The organism is Umezawaea sp. Da 62-37 (genome assembly GCF_032460545.1).
Taxonomy (GTDB): domain Bacteria; phylum Actinomycetota; class Actinomycetes; order Mycobacteriales; family Pseudonocardiaceae; genus Umezawaea.
Genome location: NZ_CP135965.1, coordinates 5,361,097 through 5,383,508, shown reverse-complemented (window position 1 = coordinate 5,383,508; position 22,412 = coordinate 5,361,097). Strand labels below are relative to the sequence as shown.

The 22,412-nt window shown below is 69.7% G+C and carries 16 protein-coding genes and 2 pseudogenes; 6 read left to right on the top strand and 12 right to left on the bottom strand.

The window, feature by feature from the left end; all coding sequences use genetic code 11:
- Positions 1 to 13: 13 nt before the first annotated feature.
- Entirely contained in the window at positions 14 to 787 is a 774-nt protein-coding gene (locus RM788_RS24590) for a LamB/YcsF family protein (RefSeq protein ID WP_315934111.1), read from the bottom strand.
- 73 nt (positions 788 to 860) lie between these two features.
- On the opposite strand from RM788_RS24590, the gene RM788_RS24585 reads away from it, so the two are divergent.
- The 3 genes and pseudogenes from RM788_RS24585 (at position 861) to mctP (ending at position 3,695) form a co-directional block, all read left to right on the top strand.
- Positions 861 to 1,556: a GntR family transcriptional regulator gene (locus tag RM788_RS24585; protein WP_315934110.1), complete on the top strand. Its 696-nt coding sequence runs from the start codon at positions 861 to 863 to the stop codon at positions 1,554 to 1,556.
- A gap of 118 nt (positions 1,557 to 1,674) precedes the next feature.
- A pseudogene (locus tag RM788_RS24580) lies at positions 1,675 to 1,929 on the top strand (DUF3311 domain-containing protein); the annotation flags it as partial.
- Positions 1,930 to 2,060: 131 nt separating this feature from the next.
- Complete coding sequence (gene mctP, locus RM788_RS24575; RefSeq protein ID WP_315934109.1) at positions 2,061 to 3,695, top strand: monocarboxylate uptake permease MctP; 1,635 nt, start codon at positions 2,061 to 2,063, stop codon at positions 3,693 to 3,695.
- Positions 3,696 to 3,741: 46 nt separating this feature from the next.
- On the opposite strand, the gene RM788_RS24570 is transcribed toward mctP, so the two are convergent.
- Positions 3,742 to 4,272, bottom strand: coding sequence for a CGNR zinc finger domain-containing protein (locus RM788_RS24570; protein WP_315934108.1), 531 nt, complete (start codon positions 4,270 to 4,272; stop codon positions 3,742 to 3,744).
- Positions 4,273 to 4,343: 71 nt separating this feature from the next.
- Here RM788_RS24570 and RM788_RS24565 point away from each other — a divergent pair.
- Positions 4,344 to 5,162: pseudogene (locus RM788_RS24565) on the top strand (DMT family transporter); the annotation flags it as partial.
- 13 nt (positions 5,163 to 5,175) lie between these two features.
- Here RM788_RS24565 and RM788_RS24560 read toward each other — a convergent pair.
- Positions 5,176 to 5,832 (bottom strand): class I SAM-dependent methyltransferase, encoded by a 657-nt coding sequence (locus RM788_RS24560; protein WP_315934107.1) that lies wholly within the window; start codon positions 5,830 to 5,832, stop codon positions 5,176 to 5,178.
- 1,042 nt (positions 5,833 to 6,874) lie between these two features.
- Positions 6,875 to 7,705, bottom strand: a complete 831-nt coding sequence (locus tag RM788_RS24555; protein ID WP_315923401.1) for a transposase family protein — start codon at positions 7,703 to 7,705, stop codon at positions 6,875 to 6,877.
- Between the two features lie 399 nt (positions 7,706 to 8,104).
- Between RM788_RS24555 and RM788_RS24550 the strand changes: the two genes are divergently transcribed.
- Together RM788_RS24550 and RM788_RS24545 are read left to right on the top strand one after the other, a co-directional pair.
- On the top strand, positions 8,105 to 8,317 hold the full coding sequence (locus tag RM788_RS24550) for a hypothetical protein (protein WP_315934106.1): 213 nt from the start codon (positions 8,105 to 8,107) through the stop codon (positions 8,315 to 8,317).
- An 80-nt stretch (positions 8,318 to 8,397) separates the two neighbouring features.
- On the top strand, positions 8,398 to 8,811 hold the full coding sequence (locus tag RM788_RS24545) for a helix-turn-helix domain-containing protein (RefSeq protein ID WP_315934105.1): 414 nt from the start codon (positions 8,398 to 8,400) through the stop codon (positions 8,809 to 8,811).
- Positions 8,812 to 8,898: 87 nt separating this feature from the next.
- Here the strand turns inward: RM788_RS24545 and RM788_RS24540 are convergent, their stop codons facing one another.
- The 8 genes from RM788_RS24540 to RM788_RS24505 all read right to left on the bottom strand — a co-directional run bounded on the left by RM788_RS24540 (position 8,899) and on the right by RM788_RS24505 (position 22,044).
- Positions 8,899 to 9,804: an ROK family protein gene (locus RM788_RS24540; RefSeq protein ID WP_315934104.1), complete on the bottom strand. Its 906-nt coding sequence runs from the start codon at positions 9,802 to 9,804 to the stop codon at positions 8,899 to 8,901.
- Between the two features lie 72 nt (positions 9,805 to 9,876).
- Positions 9,877 to 12,054: a hypothetical protein gene (locus RM788_RS24535; protein ID WP_315934103.1), complete on the bottom strand. Its 2,178-nt coding sequence runs from the start codon at positions 12,052 to 12,054 to the stop codon at positions 9,877 to 9,879.
- Entirely contained in the window at positions 12,054 to 12,836 is a 783-nt protein-coding gene (locus RM788_RS24530; RefSeq protein WP_315934102.1) for an amino acid ABC transporter ATP-binding protein, read from the bottom strand. The genes RM788_RS24535 and RM788_RS24530 overlap by 1 nt, the downstream gene beginning before the upstream one ends.
- Complete coding sequence (locus tag RM788_RS24525) at positions 12,833 to 13,657, bottom strand: amino acid ABC transporter permease (RefSeq protein ID WP_315934101.1); 825 nt, start codon at positions 13,655 to 13,657, stop codon at positions 12,833 to 12,835. The genes RM788_RS24530 and RM788_RS24525 overlap by 4 nt, the downstream gene beginning before the upstream one ends.
- 78 nt (positions 13,658 to 13,735) lie before the next feature.
- Positions 13,736 to 14,554: a transporter substrate-binding domain-containing protein gene (locus RM788_RS24520; RefSeq protein ID WP_315934100.1), complete on the bottom strand. Its 819-nt coding sequence runs from the start codon at positions 14,552 to 14,554 to the stop codon at positions 13,736 to 13,738.
- Between the two features lie 207 nt (positions 14,555 to 14,761).
- A complete protein-coding gene (locus RM788_RS24515; protein ID WP_315934099.1) occupies positions 14,762 to 17,458 on the bottom strand; it encodes an MGH1-like glycoside hydrolase domain-containing protein in 2,697 nt (898 codons plus the stop codon).
- 102 nt (positions 17,459 to 17,560) lie between these two features.
- The gene (locus tag RM788_RS24510; RefSeq protein ID WP_315934741.1) at positions 17,561 to 18,991 is read right to left on the bottom strand and encodes a M20/M25/M40 family metallo-hydrolase; all 1,431 of its coding nucleotides are present in this window, start codon (positions 18,989 to 18,991) and stop codon (positions 17,561 to 17,563) included.
- 20 nt (positions 18,992 to 19,011) lie between these two features.
- Positions 19,012 to 22,044: a glycosyl hydrolase family 95 catalytic domain-containing protein gene (locus RM788_RS24505; protein ID WP_399344663.1), complete on the bottom strand. Its 3,033-nt coding sequence runs from the start codon at positions 22,042 to 22,044 to the stop codon at positions 19,012 to 19,014.
- Between the last annotated feature and the right edge of the window lie 368 nt (positions 22,045 to 22,412).

The window sequence follows — 22,412 nt, the reverse complement described above, 5'->3', positions numbered from 1 at the left end:
CCGATCGTTCAGCTCACGCCGTCAGCCTGCGGTTTTCCCGGTTGAGAGGTTTTAACTTCACACCGGAGGCCGTCAACGCCCGGCGCACGGCACCCGCGATGGCCACCGCGTTCGGGTTGTCGCCGTGCACGCGGATCGAGTCGACCCTCGCCCGGACGGGGAAGCCGTCGACGCTGGTGACGGTGCTCTCCACGGCGAGCTGGACGCAGCGCCGGGCGATCTCCACCGGGTCGGTCAGCACCGCGCCAGCCCGGCCGCGGGGCACGAGCCCGCCCGACGTCGTGTACGCGCGGTCGGCGAACGCCTCGAACCGCACCGGCAGCCCGGCGACCTCCGCGCGCTTGAGCCACACCGCGCCCGGCAGGCCGAGGACGGTGAGCGTCGGGTCGTAGGCGCGCACCGCGTCGACCACGGCATCGGCCTGCGCCTCGTGCCTGACCAGCGCGTTGTAGAGGGCGCCGTGCGGCTTCACGTAGCTGACCCGCACCCCGGCCGCCCGCGCGCACGCGTCCAGCCCGCCGAGCTGGTAGAGGATCTCGGCGGTCAGCGTGGCGGGCTCGACGTCCAGGAACCTGCGGCCGAACCCGGCCAGGTCGCGGTAGCCGACGTGCGCCCCGACCGCGACACCGCGCTCGGCGGCGAGTTCGCAGGTCCGCCGCATGGTGTCCGGGTCGCCCGCGTGGAAGCCGCAGGCCACGTTCGCACTCGTCACGACGTCCAGCAGCCCCTCGTCGTCGCCGAGCGCCCACCGGCCGAAGCCTTCCCCCAGGTCCGCGTTGAGATCCATGGCCAACCTCCCTACCGCCAGAGTAAAGATTGTTGAACAATCCGACAATACTCCAAACCGGTAAGCTGGCCCCATGAGCACCGCGCCGTCGCACGACTGGCTGGGCACCCTCGCCGACGACCGCCTCAGCCAGGACCGCGCCCGTGCGGAACGGGTCGCGGACAAGCTGCGCGACCGGATGCTCGACGGCGAGCTGACCCCCGGCCTCCAGCTCAACGAGAAGGCCATCTCCGAGGCGCTCGGCATCTCCCGCAACACCCTGCGCGAGGCGTTCCGGCTGCTCACCCACGAACGCCTGCTGGTGCACGAGCACAGCCGCGGCGTCTTCGTGTGCGAGCCGGGCGTCGCGGAGGTCGCGGACATCTACGCCGCCCGCCGGGTGATCGAGTGCGGCGCGATCCGCCGGTGGACCGACGCGACCGACGAGGCCCGCGAGGGCGTGCGCGACGCGGTCCGGTTCGGCGTGCGCGGTGCCGAGACGGAGAACTGGATCGACGTCGGCACGGCCAACATCCGCTTCCACCGGGCGGTCACGGCGCTCGCGGGCAGCCTCCGGCTCGACGAGGAGGTCCAGCGGCTGCTGGCCGAACTGCGGCTGGCGTTCCACGTGATGGGCAACCCGCGCGAGTTCTACCAGGACTACCTGCCGATGAACCTCGCCATCGTGGCGCTGCTGGACGCGGACTCCGTGGTCGAGGCCGAACAGGAGCTGCTCCGCTACTTCGACACGGCCGAGTCTCATTTGGTCACTAGGCTGACCGGTCGTTAGACGGTCACGATTTGGCAGTCCAATCCGCAGTCGATCCACACGACACGGTGACGTCCAAGACCCTCCCGGCCTAACATCTCGAAACACCTGAGTAACCAGGGCCGTACGGAGGGGCAACATGCCTTCTGACCCAAAGTCCAGCTTGCGCTGGAGCAACTGGAACCTGCTCCTGCTGGTTCCACTGCTGATGTTGATCACGCCGTTCTTCAACTTCGCCAAACCCGAGGCGTTCGGGCTGCCGTTCTTCTACTGGTACCAGTTCGCGTTCGTCCCCGTCGGGGTCGTCTGCGTCGGACTGGTGTTCCTCAGGACGAGGGACGAGCCGGTGGTGCACGGTGCCGACCACCTCGCTGTCGACGACCTGGACACCGGCACGACGAAGACCGCCAGCACCGCCACGCCCACCGGCGCCGCGAAGTCCACCGGCGCGAAGTCCGCCGGCACCGCGAGGACCGCCGGTAGGGCCAAGGGCGCGGGCTCGGCGAAGAAGAAGGGGAAGCGCTGATGCGGTGGACCGAGTTGGTGGTGTTCACGGTCCTGTTCCTGCTGGTCACCGTGCTGGGGTTCTTCGCGGCGAAGTGGAAGCAGGGCGGCACGCTCGAACACCTGGACGAGTGGGGGCTCGGCGGCCGCAAGTTCGGCTCGTGGATCACCTGGTTCCTGGTGGGCGGTGACCTCTACACGGCGTACACGTTCGTCGCCGTCCCCGCCCTGATGTTCGGCGCGGGCGCGATGGGCTTCTACGCCCTGCCCTACACGATCATCCTGTACCCGATCGTCTTCCTGCCCCTGGTCAGGATGTGGTCGGTGTCGCGGGTGCACGGCTACGTGACGCCCGCCGACTTCGTGCGCGGCCGCTACGGCTCGCACTGGCTGGCGCTGATCGTCGCGATCACCGGCATCCTCGCGACCATGCCGTACATCGCGCTCCAGCTCGTCGGCCTGGAGGCCGTGCTGCGCACGATGGGCCTCAACGGCGGCGGTGTCCTCGGCCACCTGCCGCTATTCATCGCGTTCGTCGTGCTGGCGCTGTACACCTACCAGTCCGGCCTGCGCGCGCCCGCGCTGATCGCGTTCGTCAAGGACGGCCTGATCTACCTGGTGATCATCGTCGCGGTGATCTACCTGCCGAGCAAGTTCGGCGGCTGGGGAGGCGTCTTCTCCGACGCGCAGGCCAAGTTCGACAAGACCGATGTGCTGAGCGATGGCACTCTGCTCACCGCCAACAACCAGCTCCAGTACATGACCCTGGCACTGGGCTCGGCGCTGGCGCTGTTCCTGTACCCGCACTCGCTCACCGGCATCCTCGCCTCGCGCGGCCGCAAGGTGATCAAGCGGAACATGGTGGCGCTGCCCGCGTACTCGCTGCTGCTGGGCCTGCTGGCGCTGCTGGGCTACGTCGCCATCAGCGCGGGCGTCAAGCCGATCACGAACCAGGCGACCGGCAGGCCGGACACGAACACCATCGTGCCGGTGCTGTTCGGCCAGGAGTTCCCGCCGTGGTTCGCGGGCATCGCGTTCGCCGCCATCGGCATCGGCGCGCTGGTCCCGGCGGCGATCATGTCGATCGCGGCCGCGAACCTGTGGACCCGCAACATCTACAAGGAGTACATCAAGAAGGACGCCACTCCGAAGGAGGAGGCGAAGCAGGCCAAGCTCGCCTCTCTGGTGGTGAAGTTCGGCGCGGTCGCGTTCATCCTGTTCATCGACCCGCAGTTCTCCATCGACCTCCAGCTCATCGGCGGCGTCATGATCCTCCAGACGCTCCCCGCGGTGGCCATCGCGCTCTACACCCGCTGGTTCCACGTGTGGGGCATGATCGCGGGCTGGGTCATCGGCATGGGCTGGGGCATGTACCTGCTCTACACGATCCCCAACGCCGCGGCGAACAAGGCGCACTTCGGTGGTTCGGCGCTGCCGCTGGGCAAGCTGTCGCTGCTGGGCTGGCACCCCTTCGGCGCGTCCACCGTGCAGATCTACGTCGGCATCGTCGCCGTGGTGGCCAACCTCCTGGTCGCCGTGGTCGTCACGCTGATCGCGCACCAGCGGAAGGTGCCCAACGGCACCGACCAGACCAACGCCGCCGACTACCACGTCGACGAGGACAGCCCGCGGGTCAAGGCGATCGCGGCGCACTAGTTCCACGGGTTCGTGCTGAGGCCACCGGGGTCCGCCCCCGGTGGCCTCACGCGTGCCTGGCCCGGAACTGCGACGCCTTGACCCGGTTGCCGCACGACTTCATGTCGCACCACCGCCGCGACCCGCGCCGCGAGTTGTCGACGTACAGCCGCGTGCACGTGTCCGCGCCGCACTCCCGCACCTCCGCCGCGAGCGGCCGCGCGAGCAGGCCCACCGCCGCCCGGCTCACGGTCGTGAGCACCGCGTCCACGTCGCCGGTCCGCGTGATCCCGCCGTCCGCGCCGAGCCCGACCGCGATCGGCGGCCGTGCGGCGCGGTCGTTCAGCAGCGCCAAGCCGGTGTAGTCCTCCCCGTCGCGCGCCGCGCAGGCCAGCCGGTAGATCTCCTCGCGCAGCACCAGCGCGTCCTCGAACACCCGCTCGTCCACGTCCGGCGCCACGTCGACCAGCCCGGCCGCGGTGATCCACGCCGTCAGGTCCGCGGGGTCGGTGAGCAGCTGGATCCGTTCGGTGCGCCGGGATCCGACCGTACCCGCGAAGTCGAGGGCGACGTTGCCGCTGACGAAGGTGAAGTCCACGGGTGGAGCATAACCCCTCAGATAGGTTACGGTCTCGGGTAACCGCACTAACGGGTTACTCAGGAGGCGTGATGGGTCGGATCGGTCCACCGGTGTTCGTCGTGCTGTGGAGCAGCGCGTTCATCGCCGGGGTCATCGGCACGGATGTCGCGCCACCGCTGCTGCTCACGGCCTGCCGGTTCGCGCTGGCCGGTCTGCTGCTCGCGGTGATCGCCGTGGTCACGAAGGCGAAGTGGCCGCGCGGCAAGGAGTTGGCGCACGTCGCCGTCGTCGGCCTGCTCATGCAGGCGGTGCAGTTCGGCGCGTTCTACTCGGCCATCGGCCTCGGCTTGCCCGGCGGCGTGGTGGCCCTCGTCCAGGGCCTCAACCCGATCGTCATCGCCCTGTTCGCGGCGGGCGTGCTGCACGAGCGGATCACCCGTCACCAGTGGATCGGCTTCGGCATCGGCGGGGTCGGCGTGCTGCTGGCCGTGTCCGACCAGTTCGGGTCGTCACTCGGCGCGGTGCTGCTCTGCGTGGTCGGGCTGCTCGGCCTGAGCCTGGGCACCGTCTACCAGAAGGCGTTCACGCCCCTGGCCGACGTGCGCAGCAGCACCGCCGTCCACATCCTGGTCGCCGCACCCGTCGTGGGGCTCGCCTCGCTTGTGCTGGAAACGCCCCGCGTCACCGACTGGGCCGCGTTCGGCGGCGTGCTGGCGTGGCTCGTCCTGGTCAACTCCGTCGGCGCGTACCTGCTGCTCAACACCATGCTGCGCGAGGAAGCGGCCAGCAGGGTCGGCGCCCTGTTCTTCCTCACACCCGCCGTCACCGCCCTGCTCGCGTGGCTGGCGCTCGGCCAGACCCTGAGCGGCCGCGCCGTCGTCGGCCTGGCGCTCGGCGGCGTCGGCGTGCTGCTCGCGACGATCAGGCGGGCCGCGCCCGCAGCCACAGGTGGTGCGGAACAGGACGGTCCTGCCACGCCGGTTCCCGCAGCGCCTCGATCAGCAGACCGGCCTTCTCCAGCGCTCCCGCGTAGTGCGACAGCGGATGGCTCCACCCGTTGAACACCATCGGCAACCCGTCCCGCTCGACGGCCTCGCGCACCGGCGACGACGTGAGGTAAGGGCTTTCCCGGTCGCCGGGGTCGGTGATCGGGTGCGTGATCGACAGGCACAGCCGCCCACCCGGCATCAACACCCGCGCGGCTTCCCGCACCGCACCGTCCACATCGGACACGTCCATCAGCACGTCGTAGGCGACCACCAGGTCGAAGCTGTCGTCCTCGAACGGCAGCGAGACCGCGTCCGCCACCAGGTACTCGCCCTCGGGGTGGGCTTCGCGGGCGGCGGCCACCATGCCTGCTGAGGCGTCGAACCCGGTCACCCGGTGCCCGCGCCCGACCAGGTCCCGCGACACCCGGCCCTCACCGCAGCCGAAGTCCAGCGTCGCGAAGCCGGGTGCCGGGACGAGCGCGAAGAACGCCTCGCGGTAGGTCCAGTAGGAGTCGAGGCCGGGACGGCGGACCCAGGCGATCCAGTTGCCGGACTGCTCTTCCCAGTGCTCTTCCGAGGTCTTGTCCACTACCTCGACACTAGCCGTGGCGGACGCCGTCGGCGATCATTCGTCCTCGTGGATCGAGGCGGTCGGCAGCCGGTGGCATCTTCCCGCACGTCGTGTTCTTTTCGGAAGTCACGGGAGCGAAATTTTGTTGCATTCGCGGGTCAGTTCGTTTCAGGTCGCCCCGTGGGTTGCGTGTGCTGAAGAAATTGCCCAAGATAGAGCGATGCCGGGGAACTTCCCTAGCACAAGGCCCCCTCGGGCAGCAAGGAGATGAGCGGATCATGATACTTGCCGTTCATCGCGTCGGAAACGGGTCGGCAAGACCTGTCCGCTGCGGGTTCGGCGAGGAGATTCGCGTGGACCTCGATGCGGCGCATCCGAGGCTGGCTGTCGCGGTGGGGCTAATCGTCAATGCCACGGATCAGGGTCGGGGCAATGCGCAGGCATGCTCCGCACTGGTGACCCGCTTAGTTGGCTGGCACGGGTCGAACGGGCCCGTGTCCTTGTCCGAAGCGAAGTCCACACTGCGGCTGACTGATGACCGGTTCTCGTTCCCTCGCGGTTGTTCATCAGCGGTGGTCGCGACCGTGTCATCGCTGCGATTGTTCCCCGTCCACCTCCGGAGAGCACCCCCGAGCCCCGTCGGTCCGTTCATCGCGACGGGGCTCTTCCATGCGTTGCGCACAGGTCGAGGTACTTTCTTCAGGTTGCGGATCCTCGGCGCCGGCTTGCGAAGTTCCTCGCGGCGGCGCTGTCCGAGTTGATGCTCCCGCACGTGCGACGTGCGGGTCCCGGTCGCTCTCGTTCTGTTGGTCCAGGCGGGCATCGGGTTGTTCGAAGGCGTCCTGCCGTTGTCGAGGATGCTCCACAAAGGCCCCCTGTTGCAGCAGGGGGCCTTTGTGCGTCACTCGCTCTGCTCTGTTGGCCCAATTCTCAGATTACATCGATCAGTTTCCCATCTCCATCCTCCGTCAAACATCGTGGAATCCGATGTCTTCGTGGTTTCCGCACATGTGCGGGATTCACCGTTGGATGGAATCCATTGAGGTGATCTCAGCGACTTTCAGATGAGCCGTCCATGCTCGAAATGGGTGAGCACGAGTGCGGCTTTGACGATGCAGCCGATCTTGCGGGGGCTGGTGGTGAAGTGTCGCAGTGCGCGCCATCGTCCGGTCAGCATCGCGAATCCGCGTTCACCGAGGCAGCGCAGGCCGCGTAGCAGGGCGTTGTAGGTGCGAGTGTCGATGTCGAGTACCTGGCCATCCGCAGGCTGTTTGACCGGCGTGAACACGCCGATGCCCGCCCCGTCGTAGCCGTTGTCGGCCAGGGTGGGCAGGTCGAGTTGGGAGGCGGCCCAGTACAGGGCGCCGAGCACGTGCTCGCGGGCCGCGGTCAGGTCGTGTGCGGAGCCGGGTTCGACGTCGCTGATCCATAGCGGGACACCGTTGGGTGCCATCAGAGCTTGGATGTTGCCGCCGTGTTCGCGTGCTTTGCCGGAGTACCAGCGGTCGATCTGTTCGCCTTTCACGCTGGTGGTCTTCTCGGCGAGGCGGTCGGCGGAGAAGATCTTGCCGTCGAGGATGACATGGGCGAGTCCCTCGTTCTTGGCTTGTTGCAGGGCTTCGTGCAATTCCGGGGCCTGCTCGGCGAGCACGGTGATGACCTCGTCGAGGTAGCGGTAGCCGGTGGCGCGGGAGATGCCGTGGTCGCGGGCCAGTGCGGTGATGTCGGTGTTCTGGCGGAACCAGCGCAGCCCCAGTACCGCCTGTCCGTAGCAGGTCAGCGCTCTGACACCCTTACGAGTGCCGCGTTCGCGACGTTCGGCTTGGAGCAGGCGGCCCAGGTACTGGGCGAGTTCGCGGGGCACGTCGAGTGTGGCACGATAGGTGATCACGGGGAGCCTTCTGGTCAGGATTTGATCTTCGCAAATCCAGTCCTACCAGGGGTTCCCCGTCCTTCGTCTTCCGGGCTTCCGTGGCTCTGCTGAGCGTTTTACGAACTCCGCTGGGTTCTCATCGCTGGGATCGCCGTTGGTGAGATCACCTCATTGAGTACTGATGGGTGCCGTTTTCCTGTGGTTGATTCTGTAGCGACCTCGTTTCATCGCCACGAGTCCTCTGTCGAGGGGGTCGCGCATGGGGCGTATCCGTGTATTTTCGGCTTATCGCCATTGGCCCTGCAAGGCCTGGGGTGATCGCGGCTCCTCTCCTGGAGTTGTGCAGACGGACCTCGTCCCCCTGCGACCAGACCCGCCTGGACCAACGAAAACAAGTGGCAAGGACGCGTGAAAAAAATGATTGGGCGTGAGATGGGTGTCGCCGTCGTCATGGTCTTCGACCTGGCCATGACGACGGTGCTGCTTCGCATGGGCTACGGGCTCGAGGTGGCCATGCCCGCCGCTGCGGGCGCAAGCATGGCGGCAGCGGAGATCGTTCACCGCATCCTCGGAGCGGGGGACCCGACCGACGGGCCCGGTGCTCTTGGACGTGGCCCCCTGCCCGGCTGATCGCGGCTGGGCGTGTCCCGTCCCGGTGCTGGGTCGGCCGGTGGCCGGCCCAGCACCACACCTCCGAGGAGGCATCGATCATGCACGTCCCCACCGGGGAATCGTCCACGATGGAGTTCGAGCGAGCCCTTGCCAACATCGCGGGTCACTGGGCGCAGGTGCGGCAGGACAACGGGGAACCGTCCCTGCGCGTGCTGGCTGCCCGCACCGGGTTGTCGACGGCGACGATCCACCGCGCCCTGCAGGGCAAGAAGTTCCCCAAGTGGCAGGTCGTCCAGGGCATCCTGATCGCCTGCGGAGTTCGGGAGGAGGAGATCCCTCGGTGGCGCGGCCAATGGGCCGCCGTGCGCCGCTTGAAGGACAGCGCGGTCGACCCCTTGGCCCCGTTGCCCACAGCCGTCCAACCCGAACCCGCGGGTGGATGTCCAACCTGCGGTGCCCTGATCATCGACTTGGAACAGCACGAGCGCTGGCACAACCGGGATGCCGGGTAACAACTCGGATGGGGCGCAACGGTCCTACCACTGAGCACGGTCGTCGGGCCGGATCACCACCGCCGGGTGGTGATCCGGCCCGCCGGTTCAGCGATTAGCCACCAGCGCCGCCGCCCCGACCAGGCCCGCCTCGCCGCCGAGCTGCGCCTGCTCGACCCGCAGGCCGTCGAGGTAGGACAGGCCCGCGTGCGCCGCGAGCGACCGGCGGATCGGGTCGAACAGCAGGTCACCGGCCTGTGCCACGCCACCGCCGACGACGGCGAGGTCCAGGTCGCACACGGCCGCGGTCGCCGCGATGGCCAGCCCGACCGCGTACCCGGCGCGTTCGAACGCCGCGAGCGGCACCTCCTCGCCGTGCTGCGCGGCCGCCGCGAGGTGCGCCGCGTCGGCGTGCTTCGGCGCCTGCCACCCCTGCCGCCGCGCCCACTCCACCAGCCGCGGCCCACCGGCCACCGTCTCCACGCAGCCCCGCCCGCCGCACGGGCAGGCGATCCCGTCCGGCTCGACCACCACGTGCCCGATGTGCCCGGCGTTCCCCGTCCGCCCGCCGAACGGCTGCCCGTCGAACACCAGCCCACCGCCGACACCGGTCGACACGACCAGCCCCACCATGAACCGGCTGCCCTGCCCGGCCCCGCGCCAGTGCTCGCCCAGCGCCATGCACACGCCGTCCCCCGCGAGTTCGACCCGAACCCCCGGCAGCTTGTCGGCGACCCGGTCGCGCAACGGGAACCGCTGCCACGACGGCACGTTGATCGGACTGGCCGTCCCCGCCACCACGTCCACCGGCCCGGCGCACGCGATCCCGACACCCGCCACGGTGTCGCCCCGCAGCACCTCGTCCACCGCCGACGCCACCGCGGCCCAGGTCTCCTCCGCCTCACCCACCGGCGTGGCCACCCGCACCGCCCGCGACACCACCCCGTCCCGGTCGACGAGCCCGGCGGCGATCTTCGTACCGCCCACGTCCAGCGCCAGAACGACATCCGTCACGGTCGTAGCTCCTCACGAAGGCCGGTGTTGGGTCACCTTAGGCCGACCGCGCAACGGGTCGGCGCGCACCGGCTACCTCTTCAGCATCCGCGTCAGACCGGCGGCGACGGTGGTCGCCAGCACCCAGCCGCTGACGATCAGGCCGGACGCGATCCACTGCGAGGCGCCGTGGGTCTGCCAGCGGTTCTTGTTGCCGAAGTCGACGATCGGCACGATCAGGTCGATGGTGAACAGCCACGGGTTCCACTCGAGGGTGTCGTCGGCGTTGATCACGACCAGGTCGGCGCCCGCGGCGAAGTACGCGCTGCCGAGCACCCACGAGACGACGAGCCAGCCGAGTGCGCGGCCCGGTCGGTAGCCGTAGCCGACCATGGACCGCTGCAACCAGCTCCACAGCAGCACCAGCGGTCCCACCACGCGGGTGCCCCCGGCGACGGCGGTGTAGCGCAGCCGCTGCTTCTCCATCAGCACGGTCGACGCGTGCTCCTCGTTGCCGCTCGCCCGGAGCAGGGCGGCGAGCTGGTCGTACGGGCCGGGGCGGTAGCGGTGGCGCATGGCCTGGCGGAGCCAGCGCAGCCGCCGCAGCACGGCCTGGTCGTCCTGGGGGTCGATGGAGTGCCGCAGCGAGTCGTAGCGGAAGTCCTCCAGGTCGATGCGGCCGGTGGCGCTCCAGAACGTCTCGTTGTCGTCCAACGAGGTGCAGCTGGCGCCGCGCAGCGTGACCTTGCCCTTCGGCGGGCTGACCGGGGTGAGCACGAGTTCCGGCACCTGCATGCCGAGCGCGTTGAGGGCGTGGCTGTCGAGCTTGTCGCCGAGCACCGCGCCCGCGAAGTTCGCCATCCGGCCGATCTGGGCGCGCCGGGTGCGGACGCCGCCGTGCGCGACGAACTCCTTGTCCCCCTTGGCGCAGATGAGGTCGCGGCCGACGGTGGCGCCGCCGATGTCGACCGACGACTTCTCGCCGGGCTGGTGGCGGTACTGGCCGGGCTGGATGAGTCTGCTGCCGCGCAGGTCGAGGTTCGCTCCGATGTGGACGGCCCGCAGCTCCAGCACGCCCGCCACGTTCGCCTCGCGGGCGCTGAAGTTGCTGCCGACGCGGCAGCGGTTGGCCAGCACGGTGTCGGCGAACGGGTTGTCGAGCACGGAGCCGTCCAGCACGAGGCTGCCGCGCACGGTCGCGTCGACCATCCGGAACTGGCCCTTCATCACCAGCTGCCGCGCGGCCACGTCGCCGCCGATCTCGGCGCCGTCCAGGTGCACGGCCCGGCCGCGGCCGACCGGCTCGGTGTTGCCCTCCTGCGGTCTCACGGCGTCCAGCCGCGCGCCGGACAGCGACAGCGTGCCGCCGATGGCCGCGTTCAGCATCCGCAGCGTGCCCGCGCTGGTGAACCCACGGTCCAGCTCCACGTCGCCGCTCACGGTGATCCGGTCGAGCACCAGCGCCGCGTACGGGTCGGCGTGCGGGTCGACGATGTCGGGTTCGCTGCGGTCGTCACCGGCGTGCAGGGCCGCGCGGCGCATCGTGAACGCGGAGCTGATCCGGGCGTTGGGCAGCATCACGGTGCCGTGCGCGGTGAAGTGCTGGTCGGTCTCGGCCCACACCCCGCACAGCAGGTTGCCGCCGACGAGCATCCCGTTGCCGTTCAACGAGAACCCGGTCGGGTTGTGCAGCGCGGCGCCGCTGAAGTTGCAGTTGCCGCTGATCTGCGCGCCCGCCATCCGCACCTCGCCCTCGACGCGGATCCCGTACGCCAGCAGGGCTCCGGCGACCTTCGTCCGGTCGGCGTGCAGCGCCAGCCCGCCGGGCGCGTTCAGCCTGCTGTCCCGCAAGGCGACCGAGCCGCCGATGTCGGAGTCGGTCAGGTCGACCACCCCGTCGACCGTGCACCCGTCGAGCGAGAAGTCGTTGGCGCTGGTCAGGTTCCGGCCCGCCAGGCCGGGCAGCCAGCACTGCCGGAACTCGACGCCCGGCAGCTTGCTCTGCCGCAGGTCCGGCGGCCGCTCGAACCGGCAGCGCTCGAACTCCAGCAGGTAGTTCAGCTCCACGGCGCGCAGGTCCAGCACGCCGGTGAGGAAGCGGTCGACGATCCGGATCACCGGGGGAGCGCTCGACCGGCGCCGGGGCAACCTCCAGTTGCCGCCGACGTCGGTGTCGACCGCACCGCGCAGCACGTCGCCCGCGGCCATGCGGAAGGACTGCGCGGGGCTGGGGTCGAAGACGTCCAGCCCACGCGCGCCGCTCTCGCCCACTAGTCGGCTTTGTCCTGGTGCGTCGGGTTGAGCACGCGGGCCAGGAACGACTTCGTGCGCTCGTGCTGCGGGTCGCCGATGACCTGCGCCGCCGGACCCTCCTCGACGACGTAGCCGCCGTCCATGAACAGCACCTTGTCCGCCACCTCGCGCGCGAACTGCATCTCGTGCGTGACGACGAGCATGGTCATGCCCTCCTCGGCGAGCTGGCGCATGACGCTCAGCACGTCGCCGACGAGCTCCGGGTCCAGCGCCGAGGTCGGCTCGTCGAACAGCATCACCTCGGGGTCCATCGACAGCGCCCGCGCGATCGCGACCCGCTGCTGCTGGCCACCGGAGAGCTGCGCGGGCATCGCCTGCGCCTTCTCCAGCAGGCCGACGCGCTCCAGGTTGCGCAGCGCCACCTCCTCCGCCTCGGCCTGGCTGCGCTTGAGGACCTTGCGCTGCGCCACGGTGAGGTTGTTCAGCACGGTGAGGTGCGCGAACAGGTTGAACGACTGGAACACCATGCCGATGCGGGTCCGCGCGGCGTCGATGTCGACGTCCGGGTGGGTCAGCTCGATGCCGTTCACGACGATCTTGCCCGCCGTCGGCTCCTCCAGCACGTTCACGCAGCGCAGCAGCGTCGACTTGCCGGAACCCGACGGGCCGATGATGCAGATGACCTCGCCGGAGTCCACCCGCACGTCGATGCCGCGCAGCACCTCCAGCGAGCCGAACGACTTCTTCAGCCCGGTGATCTCGACCGCGGGCCCTGATTTCTCCACAGCCACGTCGCTCATGCGGACGCCACCCCACTCGCTTCAGGAGTACTGCTGACCTTGCGACCACCCGTGCGCTTCTCCAGCCGCCTGGACAGGTGGCCGAGCGGCAGCGTGATGATCAGGTAGCACAGGCCGGCGATCATGATCGGCGTCATGCCCCGGTACTCGTTCATCGCCTGCCTGCCGAACTGGGTGAGCTCGCGCTCGTCGATCGCCAGGCCGATGACGTAGATCAGCGACGAGTCCTTCGTCAGCATGATCAGCTCGTTCGTCAACGGGGGCAGGATGATCCGGAACGCCTGCGGGATCACCACGGTGATCATCGCGCGCGAGGCGGACATGCCGAGCGAGCGCGCGGCCTCGATCTGGCCCTTCGGCACGGCCTGGATGCCCGCGCGGATGGTCTCGGCCATGTAGGCGGCCGCGACGATGCCCAGCGCGAGCATCACCGTCGTCAGGTTGTCGAAGCGGACCTGGAACGCGATGGGCACGCCGTAGCCGAACGCGATGAACACCAGCAGGGCCGGGACACCGCGGAAGAACTCGATGTAGACGGTCGCGATCCACCGGTAGGGCGCCACCGACGACAGCTTCATCAGCGCCAGCAGCAGACCGAGGGCGAGGCCGAACGCGAACCCGAGCGCGGAGTAGACGACCGTGTTCCGCAGCGAGGTGATGATGATGTCGGGGAAGAGCTTGCCCGCGACCTCGAAGTCGAAGAAGGCGCGTCTGACCTTGCCCCAGTCGGCGACGAGCGCGATGACGATGATCGCGACCACCAGGAGGCCGTACTGGACACCGCGGAAGGCCTTCGCCCGTTGCCGCTTGGAGAGTGCCATGTGGAGTTCCTCGCGAGAGTGGAAGTGGGAGCAAAGCAGCGGGGCCGGTGCGCGCGCACCGGCCCCGCGTTCAACCGGCTACTTGGAAGCCGGCTTCTTGCCGAACCACTTCTCGTAGATCTTGTCGTAGTCCCCGCTGTCCTTCGCCTTCTTGAGCGTCTCGTTGATCTTGGCGATCAGCGGGCTGCCCTTCTTGGCGCCGATGCCGTACTTCTCACCGGTGGAGAACTCGGTCGTGACCTCGGTGTCCGCGTTCTTCTTCGCGTAGTCGTAGAGCACGCCGTTGTCGTTGACCGCGGCGTCGACCTGGCCGGTCTGCACGGCGGTGAGCTCGAGGGCGAGGTCCTCGAACTCGATGACCGTGTAGCCGTTGGCCGCCGCGTTCGCGTCCAGGTAGTCCTTGCCGGTGGTCGACGCCTGCGCGCCGACCTTCTTGCCCTTCAGACCGGCGAGGTCCTTGATGGCCGCGCCCTTCTTCACCAGCAGGGCCTGCTCGGCGTCGAAGTACGGGTCGGAGAAGTCGAAGTTCTCCTTCCGCGTGTCGGTGATCGTCATGCCCGCCGCGGCGACGTCGCACTTGTTCGTGTTCATGTCCTCACCGGACTGGATCCCCTCGAAGGGGGTGTCCACGATCGTCTGGGTGAGGCCGAGGTCCTTCGCGACGAGGTCGACCAGGTCGACGTCGAAGCCGACGGTCTTGTCGCCCTCGCGGAACTGGAAGGGCTCGTACGGAAGGTGTGTGCAGGTGGTGAGCTTGCCGGCGCTGACGACGGCGATACCGCTGTCACCCGCGGTGCCCGCGGTGTCGGTGCTCGTGGCACAGCCCGCTGCCGCGACGACGGCTAGCCCCAGTGCGGGGAGCAGGGCGAACACCTGGTGACTTGTTCGACGGGCCACTGAGGTCACTCCTCGTAACTGAGTTGGTCGAGTGTTCGGGATACTGCCACTTGGGTGACAGGCTGGACAGCACGTCCGTGTTACATCCCGTTCGCGTTACCGAATTGATTGTCACAGTCCCATTCGGCCGAATGACGCAGACACTATCGTGTCGCATCACACTCACACCAATACGCAGTGCACATGCCCCGACGCTATCCGTGCAGGTCAAGGATGCAGTAGTCCTGCCACCAAAGCGGTCCACCCGGTTTGATGAGTAGCGCCCAAACCCTCTCCCGTATCACCGTCGAAGTACTCGCTGAACGTGATGTGCTCACGCCAGAGGGGTGAATCCGTGGACTCGACCCTCTTGCCGTCGGCGGGCCTGCGGCCGTCGTGGTCGGGCAGGAACAGCGACACCAGCCTGCGGGCCAGTTCGTCCGCCGCCTGACCCGCCGTGACCTCGCGCTCGGACCTGGTCGGCAGCTCGACGCGGAACTGCCCGTCGTGGAACGAGTCGACCGTGCGCAGCGCCTCGACCAGCAGGGCGTTGGTGGGGAACCACACCGGGCCGCGCCAGTTCGAGTTGCCGCCGAACATCGGCGTGCGGGACTCGCCGGGCTCGTAGCCGATCCGGTGCTGCTGGTCGGCGACGTGCACCTCCATGCCCTCGCGGTGCGCCACCGACATCGAGCGGATGCCGTGCGGCGACAGGAACTCGCCCTCGTCCAACATCCTGGCCAGCACGAGCCGCAGCTTGCGGTCGTCCAGCAGCGACAGCAGGTTGCGGCGGCCGTCCGGCCGGTCCTGCCAGGTCAGGAACTGCACCAGTTCCGGTCTGCGGGCCATCAGGTGGTCAAGGCGCCGGGTGAAGCTCGGCAGCTCCTCGAACACCCACGGCTCCAGCACGGCCGACGCCAGCAGCGGGATGAGCCCCACCATCGACCGCACCCGCACCGGGTGCGACTGGACCGTGCCGTCGGGGAGCCTGCGCGACACCATGTCGTAGCAGAACCCGTCGGCCTCGTCCCAGATCCCGCCGCCGTCCGAACCGAACTGGGTGAACGCCTCGGCGATGCCCAGGAAGTGCTCGACGAACTTCGTCGCCACGTCCTCGTAGGCCTCGTCGTGCCGCGCCAGCTCCAGCGCGATCTGCATCAGGTGCAGGCTGTAGGCGGCCATCCACGACGTCGCGTCGGACTGCTCCAGCCGCCACTGCCCCAGCATCGGCTCGGACCGGTTGACCGGCCCGATGTTGTCCATGCCGAGGAACCCGCCCTCGAACAGGTAGCTGCCGTCGGCGTCCTTGCGGTTGACCCACCAGGAGAAGTTCAGCAGCAGCTTGTGGAAGATCTTCGCCAGGAACTTCCGGTCGGGGTTCTCCTCCGCCCGGTACACCTGGAGCGCCGCCCACGCGTGCACGGGCGGGTTGACGTCGCCGAACTCCCACTCGTAGGCCGGGATCTGGCCGTTCGGGTGCATCAGCCACTCGCGGCACAGCAGCAGGAGCTGCTCCTTCGCGAACGCCGGGTCGACCATCGCGAACGGCACGGTGTGGAACGCGAGGTCCCACGCCGCGAACCACGGGTACTCCCACTCGTCGGGCATGGAGATGACGTCGGCGCAGTCGAAGTGCCGCCAGTGGCTGTTGCGCGCGGCGGGCGACCTGCGCGAACCGGGCGCCGCCGGTTGCGCCGGGTCGCCGTCCAGCCATTCCCTGGTGCGGAAGCGGTAGTGCTGCTTGGTCCACATCAGGCCCGCCAGTGCGCGCCGCGACACGGCCGCCCGCACCGGGTCGGCGTCGGGCGCCAGGTCGTGGTGGAACTCGTCGGCCTCGGCCCGCCGCGCGTCCACAGTGGACTGGAACGACGGCCCGAACGCGTCGACGTGCCCGTCGCCCTCCACCAGCCGCAGCCGGATCGACACGGACTCGCCGGGCGCGACCGCGTCGAACGAGTACCAGGCCGCGGCCTTCGTGCCGGTGGCCGGGGTGCGGGTGCCCGTGGTGCGGGTGCCCGATGTGGTGGCGCCCGGCACCGCCTGGCACGACGTCGCGTCGCCGCCGACGACGTGCCGGTCGATGCCGTCCTTCGTGTACTCCGTCGGGTTCGCCGCGGCGCCGAACAGCGCCACCTCGTTCGTCTCGTTGTCGGTCACCAGCAGCGTCGGCGAACCCCCGACGTGCAGCGTGTAGCGGCCGAGCTTCCCGTGCTCGGTGACGATCCGGTGCCAGCCGTCCGCGGTGGACGCGGTCAGCGACGGCTTGCGCTCGTCGCGCCCCCACGCCCACGTGTTGCGGAACCACAGCTGGGGCAGCAGGTGCAGCGGGGCCGGGTCCGGCCCGTGGTTGGTGGCGGTGATCTCGACGCACACGTCGGACGGGCCCGCCTTGGCGTAGGCGATCTCCACGTCGAAGAACCGGTTCTCGTCCAGCGCGCCGGTGTCGGACAGCTCCGGCTCCCGCGACTCGCGCCCCGCGCTCGCGGCGAGCTCGCGCAGCTCGGCGTAGGGGAACTCGGCCTGCGGGTACCGGTAGAGCACCTTCATCCAGGAGTGCGTCGGGGTGCCGTCGGTGACCCACCAGTACTCCTTGGCGTCCTCCCCGTGGTTCCCCTCGTTGTTGGTCAGCCCGAAGTAGCGCTCCTTCAGGATCGGGTCGCGGCCGTTCCACAGCGCCAGCCCGAGGTTGAGGAACCCGTGGACATCGCAGATCCCCGCGATGCCGTCCTCACCCCAGCGGTAGGCGCGGGCGCGCGCGTGGTCGAACGGGAATGACGTCCAGGCGTCACCCGAGGCGGAGTAGTCCTCGCGGACCGTGCCCCACTGGCGCCCGGCCAGGTAGGGCCCCCACAGGCGCCAGGGCGCATCGGGTGAGTCCGACGCGGCGAGCCTCAGCCGCTCGGTCCTCTGCCGTTGCTCGTTCACCGGAACAGTGTGCGGCATCGATCCAGATAGCCCGGTTACCGCGAAGTTGTGAAGTGTTGCCGGGCGGGGTGGGGCTTCCGCACCGCGGAAGCCCCCACGTCGTCACACCTGGCGGGCGTGCGCGTCCAGCACCAGCGCGACCGCCTCGGTGACCTTCGCGGCCTGGTCGAGGTGCAGCGACTCGTCCGGCACGTGGCAGTTCGAGTCGGGGCCGACCGCGCCCGTGACCAGGAACTGGGCGTCCGGGTACGTCTCGTGCAGCAGGCCCATGAACGGGATGGACCCGCCGAGCGCGACCGTCCGCCACGGGCTGCCGAAGATGTCCTCGCCCGCCTGGTCGAGGGTCTCGCGCAGCCACGGCGCGAGGTCGGGGGCGTTCCAGCCGCCCGCGTGCTCGACCCGGCTCAGCTCCACGCTCGCGCCGTAGGGCACGTCCGTGGTCAGCAGCTCCTCCACGGCCTCGAACGCCACGGCGGCGTCGGCGGTCGGAGGGAGGCGGAAGCTGAGCAGCAGCGTGGTGAACGGGCGCAGCACGTTGCCCGCGTCGTCCAGCGGCGGCAGGCCCTCGGCGCCGGTGATCGACAGCGTGGGCCGCCAGCCGCCGTTGAGGGCGAGTTCGACCTCGTCCTTCTCCACAGCGGTGGTGCCGCCCGCGAACGGGACGGTCGCGGTCAGCGCGCCGGGCACCGCGCCGACGGCTTCGCGCACCTCGGCGATCCGGTTCGCCGGGATGTCGACGTGCATCTCGCGCACCAGCACCTCGCCGGTCGAGGCGTCCTCGATGCGGTCGAGCAGCTGCCGGGCGACCCGGAACGAGCTGGGCACGATGCCGCTGGCCATGCCGGAGTGCAGGCCGCTGTCCAGCACGCGCACGGTCAGGCCGACCTGCACGAGGCCGCGCAGCGACGTGGTCAGCCACATGCGCTCGTAGTCGTTGCCGCCCGAGTCCAGGCACACGACCAGCGACACGTCGCCGAGCCGGTCGCCGAGGTGCGCGAGGTAGGCGGGCAGGTCGGGGCTGCCGGACTCCTCGCTGGTCTCCAGCAGCACCAGGCACCGGCCGTGCGCGCCACCGGCCGCGTGCAGCGCTTCGAGGGCCGCGACGGCGGCGTACCCGGCGTAGCCGTCGTCGGCCGCGCCCCGCCCGTAGAGCCTGCCGTCCTTGACGACCGGCGTCCACGGGCCGAGGCCCGGCGACCAGTCGGCCACCGGCGGCTGCTTGTCGAGGTGGCCGTAGAGCACGGTGGTGCCCTGCGCGGTCGAGCCCCGGGTGGCGGGCACGTCGACGAGCAGCAGCGGCGCGTGGCCGGGCAGCTCGAACACCTCGGTGGTCAGCCCCGGCAGGTCGCGGGCGGCGATCCAGGCCTGGACGTGCGCCACGGCGGCCACGAGGTGGCCGTGTTCGGCCCACTGCGAGTCGAAGCCGGGGGAGATGGCGGGTATGGCCACCAGTTCGGACAGGCTCGGGAGGATGTCGTCATCCCACAGCCCACGGACGGTACGGGTCAGCGCTGAACGGTCCACGCTCCCGATCCTGTCACGAACGGCGCAGGTCAGCCGAAAGCGATCGACCTCCAGTTCGGCACCTCGTTCGACCCGAGCGCCCTGGGCAGGACCGCCATCCGGTCCACCGCCCCCGTCAGCCGCTGCCCGCCGTCCTGGTCGGCGCCGAACCGCAGCTGCCTGGTCGCGCACCCGTTGACGCCGCCCGCGCCGACCTGCGCGGTCGCCGCCTGCCGTCCGTCGAGGTAGACGGTGAGGAGGCCGTCCGCCAGCGTCACCACCACGTCGACGTAGCGGCCGGTCGGCACCACGGCCGCCGTCGTCACGCCCTGGCCCGCGCCGATGAACCGCACCTGGTTGGTCGGGGTGAGGTCGATCAGCACCCCGTCGGCGCCGGGGTCGCCGGAGGGCTGGAAGTCGAACAGCCGCCGGTAGCCCCCGGACGTGGTCACCTTCACCTCCGCGGCGAACGTCGCCCGCGGCAGCCGTCCGAGCGAGGTCGGCTGGGTGCGCAGGTACCGGGTGCCGTCGAGCACCAGGGCGCTGCCGGTGGAGCCCTCGGCGGCGTAGGCGCCACCTGCCTGCACGGTGGCGTGCCGCGCGTTGCGCGACCGGTCGGTGACGGTGTCGCCGGACTGCGGGTCCCAGGCGACCACGGGGGTGTCCGCCGCCGGTTCGCCGCACCCGCCCGTGGCCGCGTACCGGTGTCCGGCCCGCGCGGTGAACGTGACCGAGTCGCCGTTCGCCGTCACCGGCACGACCTGCCCGGTGCCCGCGTCGACCAGCCGGTAGGACTGCCGGAACAGCCCGTTGCGCACGGTCAGCGGCCCGTTCCTGGTCGGCGTCACCCCGATCTCCACCGCCGAGCCGCCCGACCAGCGGACGTCGACCGACGTGCCGCCGCGCGCCTTCAGCCCGGCGTACGACCCGGTCGGCCACGAACTGGGCAACGCGGGCAGCACGTGCACGACGCCGTTCTGGCTCTGCAGCAGCATCTCCGCGACCCCGGACGTGGCGCCGAAGTTGCCGTCGATCTGGAACGGCGGGTGCGTGTCCCACAGGTTCGCCAGCGTGCTGCCGGTGAGCTGCTCGGACAGCATCTTCTGCGCGTGGTCGCCGTCGAGCAGCCGCGCCCAAAAGTTGATTTTCCACGCCTTGCTCCACCCGGTCCCGCCGTCACCGCGCGCGGCCAGCGACACCTTGGCGGCGGCCGTCAGCGCGGGCGTGGTCAGCTGGTTGCCGGGGAACAGCCCGAACAGCTGCGACACGTGCCGGTGCGTGTCGGTGGCGCTGTCCCAGTCCTCCTTCCACTCCTGCAACTGGCCCCACGACCCGATCCGGGTACCGGGGTCCAACCGTCCGAGAGCCGTCCGCACCTCGTCGCCGAACGCCGTGTCACCCAGGACTGCCGCCGAGCTGACGACGTTGGTGAACAGGTTCCAGACGATCTGCTGCGACATCGCGGCGCCCGCGGAGAAGTCGCCGTGCTCCGGCGAGTAGCTCGGCGTCACGACGAGCTTGCCGTCGCGCGGGTCGACCCGCAGCTCGTCCAGCCAGAACTGCGCCAGCGACTTCAGCACCGGGTACGCGCGGTCGCGCAGGAACGCCTGGTCGCCGGTGAACAGGTAGTGCTCGTAGTAGTGCTGCGCGAGCCAGGAACCGGCCTCGGGGAACCAGAACGCCTCCGGGTACTGGTGCACGCCGGTGAAGCCGAACGGGTTGGTCTCGTTGTTGACCACCCAGCCGCGGTTGCCGAACATGTCGCGGGCGGTCACGGCGCCGGGCTCGCGCATCTCGTCGACGTAGTCGAACAGCGGCGCCGCGGTCTCCGACAGGTTCGTCGTCTCGGCGGGCCAGTAGTTCATCTGGAGGTTGATGTTCACGTGGTAGTCGTCGTCCCACGGCGGTGACGTGGAGTTGTTCCACACGCCCTGGAGGTTCGCGGGCAGCGACCCGGCGCGCGAGGAGGAGATCAGCAGGTAGCGGCCGTACTGGAAGTACAGGACCTCCAGCGCCCGCTTGGCCGCGGGCGCGGCGTTCGCGTACCCGCTGAGCAGCTCGTCGGTGGGGATGGCGGGCACCTGCTGGCCGAGGTCGAGCCGGACCCGGTCGAACAGGCCCCGGTAGTCCTGCTCGTGGGCGTTGAGCAGCCCGTTCCACCCCTTCGCCACGGCCGCGTCGACGGTCGACTGCACGCGCTGGTGCGGGTCGGCGCCGCGGTAGGTCGGGTAGTCGGCGGCGTAGTTCGTGCCCATGGCGAGCACGACCACGGCGCTGTCGGCGTTCGACACGCTCACCGAGCCGTCGCCGTTGTCGGTCCGCGAACCGCCCTGGCCGACGACCTGGAGCTGGGACTCGAACTTCATCCCGTTGTCGGTCAGCGCCCCGGCGAACGTGCTGCGCCCGCCGCTCGCGGTCGTCCGCTTGGACCGGTTGTCCGGCGCGGTGAGCGTGGTCGTGAAGCCGATCCGGCCCGGCTGGCTGGCCGACAGCCGCGCGACCAGCACCTTGTCGGCGGCGCTGGCGAAGTACTCCCTGGTGTAGCGCACGCCGCCCGCGTCGTAGGCGACCGTCGCGACCGCGCGGCCGATGTCCAGGTCGCGCCGGTAGTTCGTGACCCCGCCGGGCGGGCTGGTGAGGGTGAGTCCCAGTTCGCCGAACGTCTGGTAGGCGCCGAAACCGTGTTTCGGTTGACCGAGCGCGGCCGCCACGTCGGCGGGCGCGACGCGGTGCTCCCGGTCGATCCGGTCCTGCACGTCGCGGATGGCGCCGGGCCGGGGGCTCGTCCAGTTCCCGAAGTCGTAACCCGAAGTCGAACCGGGACCGCCGGTCCACAGGGTCTTCTCGTTGAGCTGGATCCGCTCCTTGGCGACGGTGCCGAAGACCCCGCCGCCGAGCGCCCCGCTGCCGATCGGCAGCGACTGGGTTTCCCAGTCCGTGGCGGGTTCGTCGTACCAGAGCGAGAGGGGCCCGGCCGCCGTCGTGCCGACGTCGGGAGCCGCGCGGGTACTGCCGACGGCGGGCGCGAGGGCGGATAAAAGGATGGCGACCAGCACCGGAGCGGCTGTGCGCAGGGTGTTCATGTGTCCTCCACCGGCTAGGCGCGCGCCAACAGCGCGCGACCACTGCGGCGGCGGTTGCAGGTGACCTCGACGTTAACAAGACATCAGATGTTTGTGTAGTGCTGCTCACATCGGAAGGGTGTTGATACCGGTCGGTGAACTAATTATCGGCACATGGGATGGCTGCGAGGCCCTGTGTCAACCCGCTTTCATCCGATGTCTGGACGGGAAGTTGGTCGAGTGCGACAGTGCGCCCGGCGCTCGCCGGTGGGACCGTTCCGGAATGGCCCCAGAGGTTAACGAACGGTAACCGGGACAGGCGTGTTCGGTGACCGAACTCGCTAGTCGGAGGTCGGAAGGTCGACCCTCCGACTGTTCTCGCAGTTCAG

Bases quoted from the DNA above. Each gene is read 5' to 3' on its own strand.
- RM788_RS24585 (WP_315934110.1), top strand. From the start codon at position 861: ATGAGCACCGCGCCGTCGCACGACTGGCTGGGCACCCTCGCCGACGAC.
- RM788_RS24525 (WP_315934101.1), bottom strand. From the start codon at position 13,657: ATGGCACTCTCCAAGCGGCAACGGGCGAAGGCCTTCCGCGGTGTCCAG.
- mctP (WP_315934109.1), top strand. From the start codon at position 2,061: ATGCGGTGGACCGAGTTGGTGGTGTTCACGGTCCTGTTCCTGCTGGTC.
- RM788_RS24545 (WP_315934105.1), top strand. From the start codon at position 8,398: ATGCACGTCCCCACCGGGGAATCGTCCACGATGGAGTTCGAGCGAGCC.
- RM788_RS24590 (WP_315934111.1), bottom strand. From the start codon at position 787: ATGGATCTCAACGCGGACCTGGGGGAAGGCTTCGGCCGGTGGGCGCTC.
- RM788_RS24550 (WP_315934106.1), top strand. From the start codon at position 8,105: ATGATTGGGCGTGAGATGGGTGTCGCCGTCGTCATGGTCTTCGACCTG.
- RM788_RS24505 (WP_399344663.1), bottom strand. From the start codon at position 22,044: ATGAACACCCTGCGCACAGCCGCTCCGGTGCTGGTCGCCATCCTTTTA.
- RM788_RS24530 (WP_315934102.1), bottom strand. From the start codon at position 12,836: ATGAGCGACGTGGCTGTGGAGAAATCAGGGCCCGCGGTCGAGATCACC.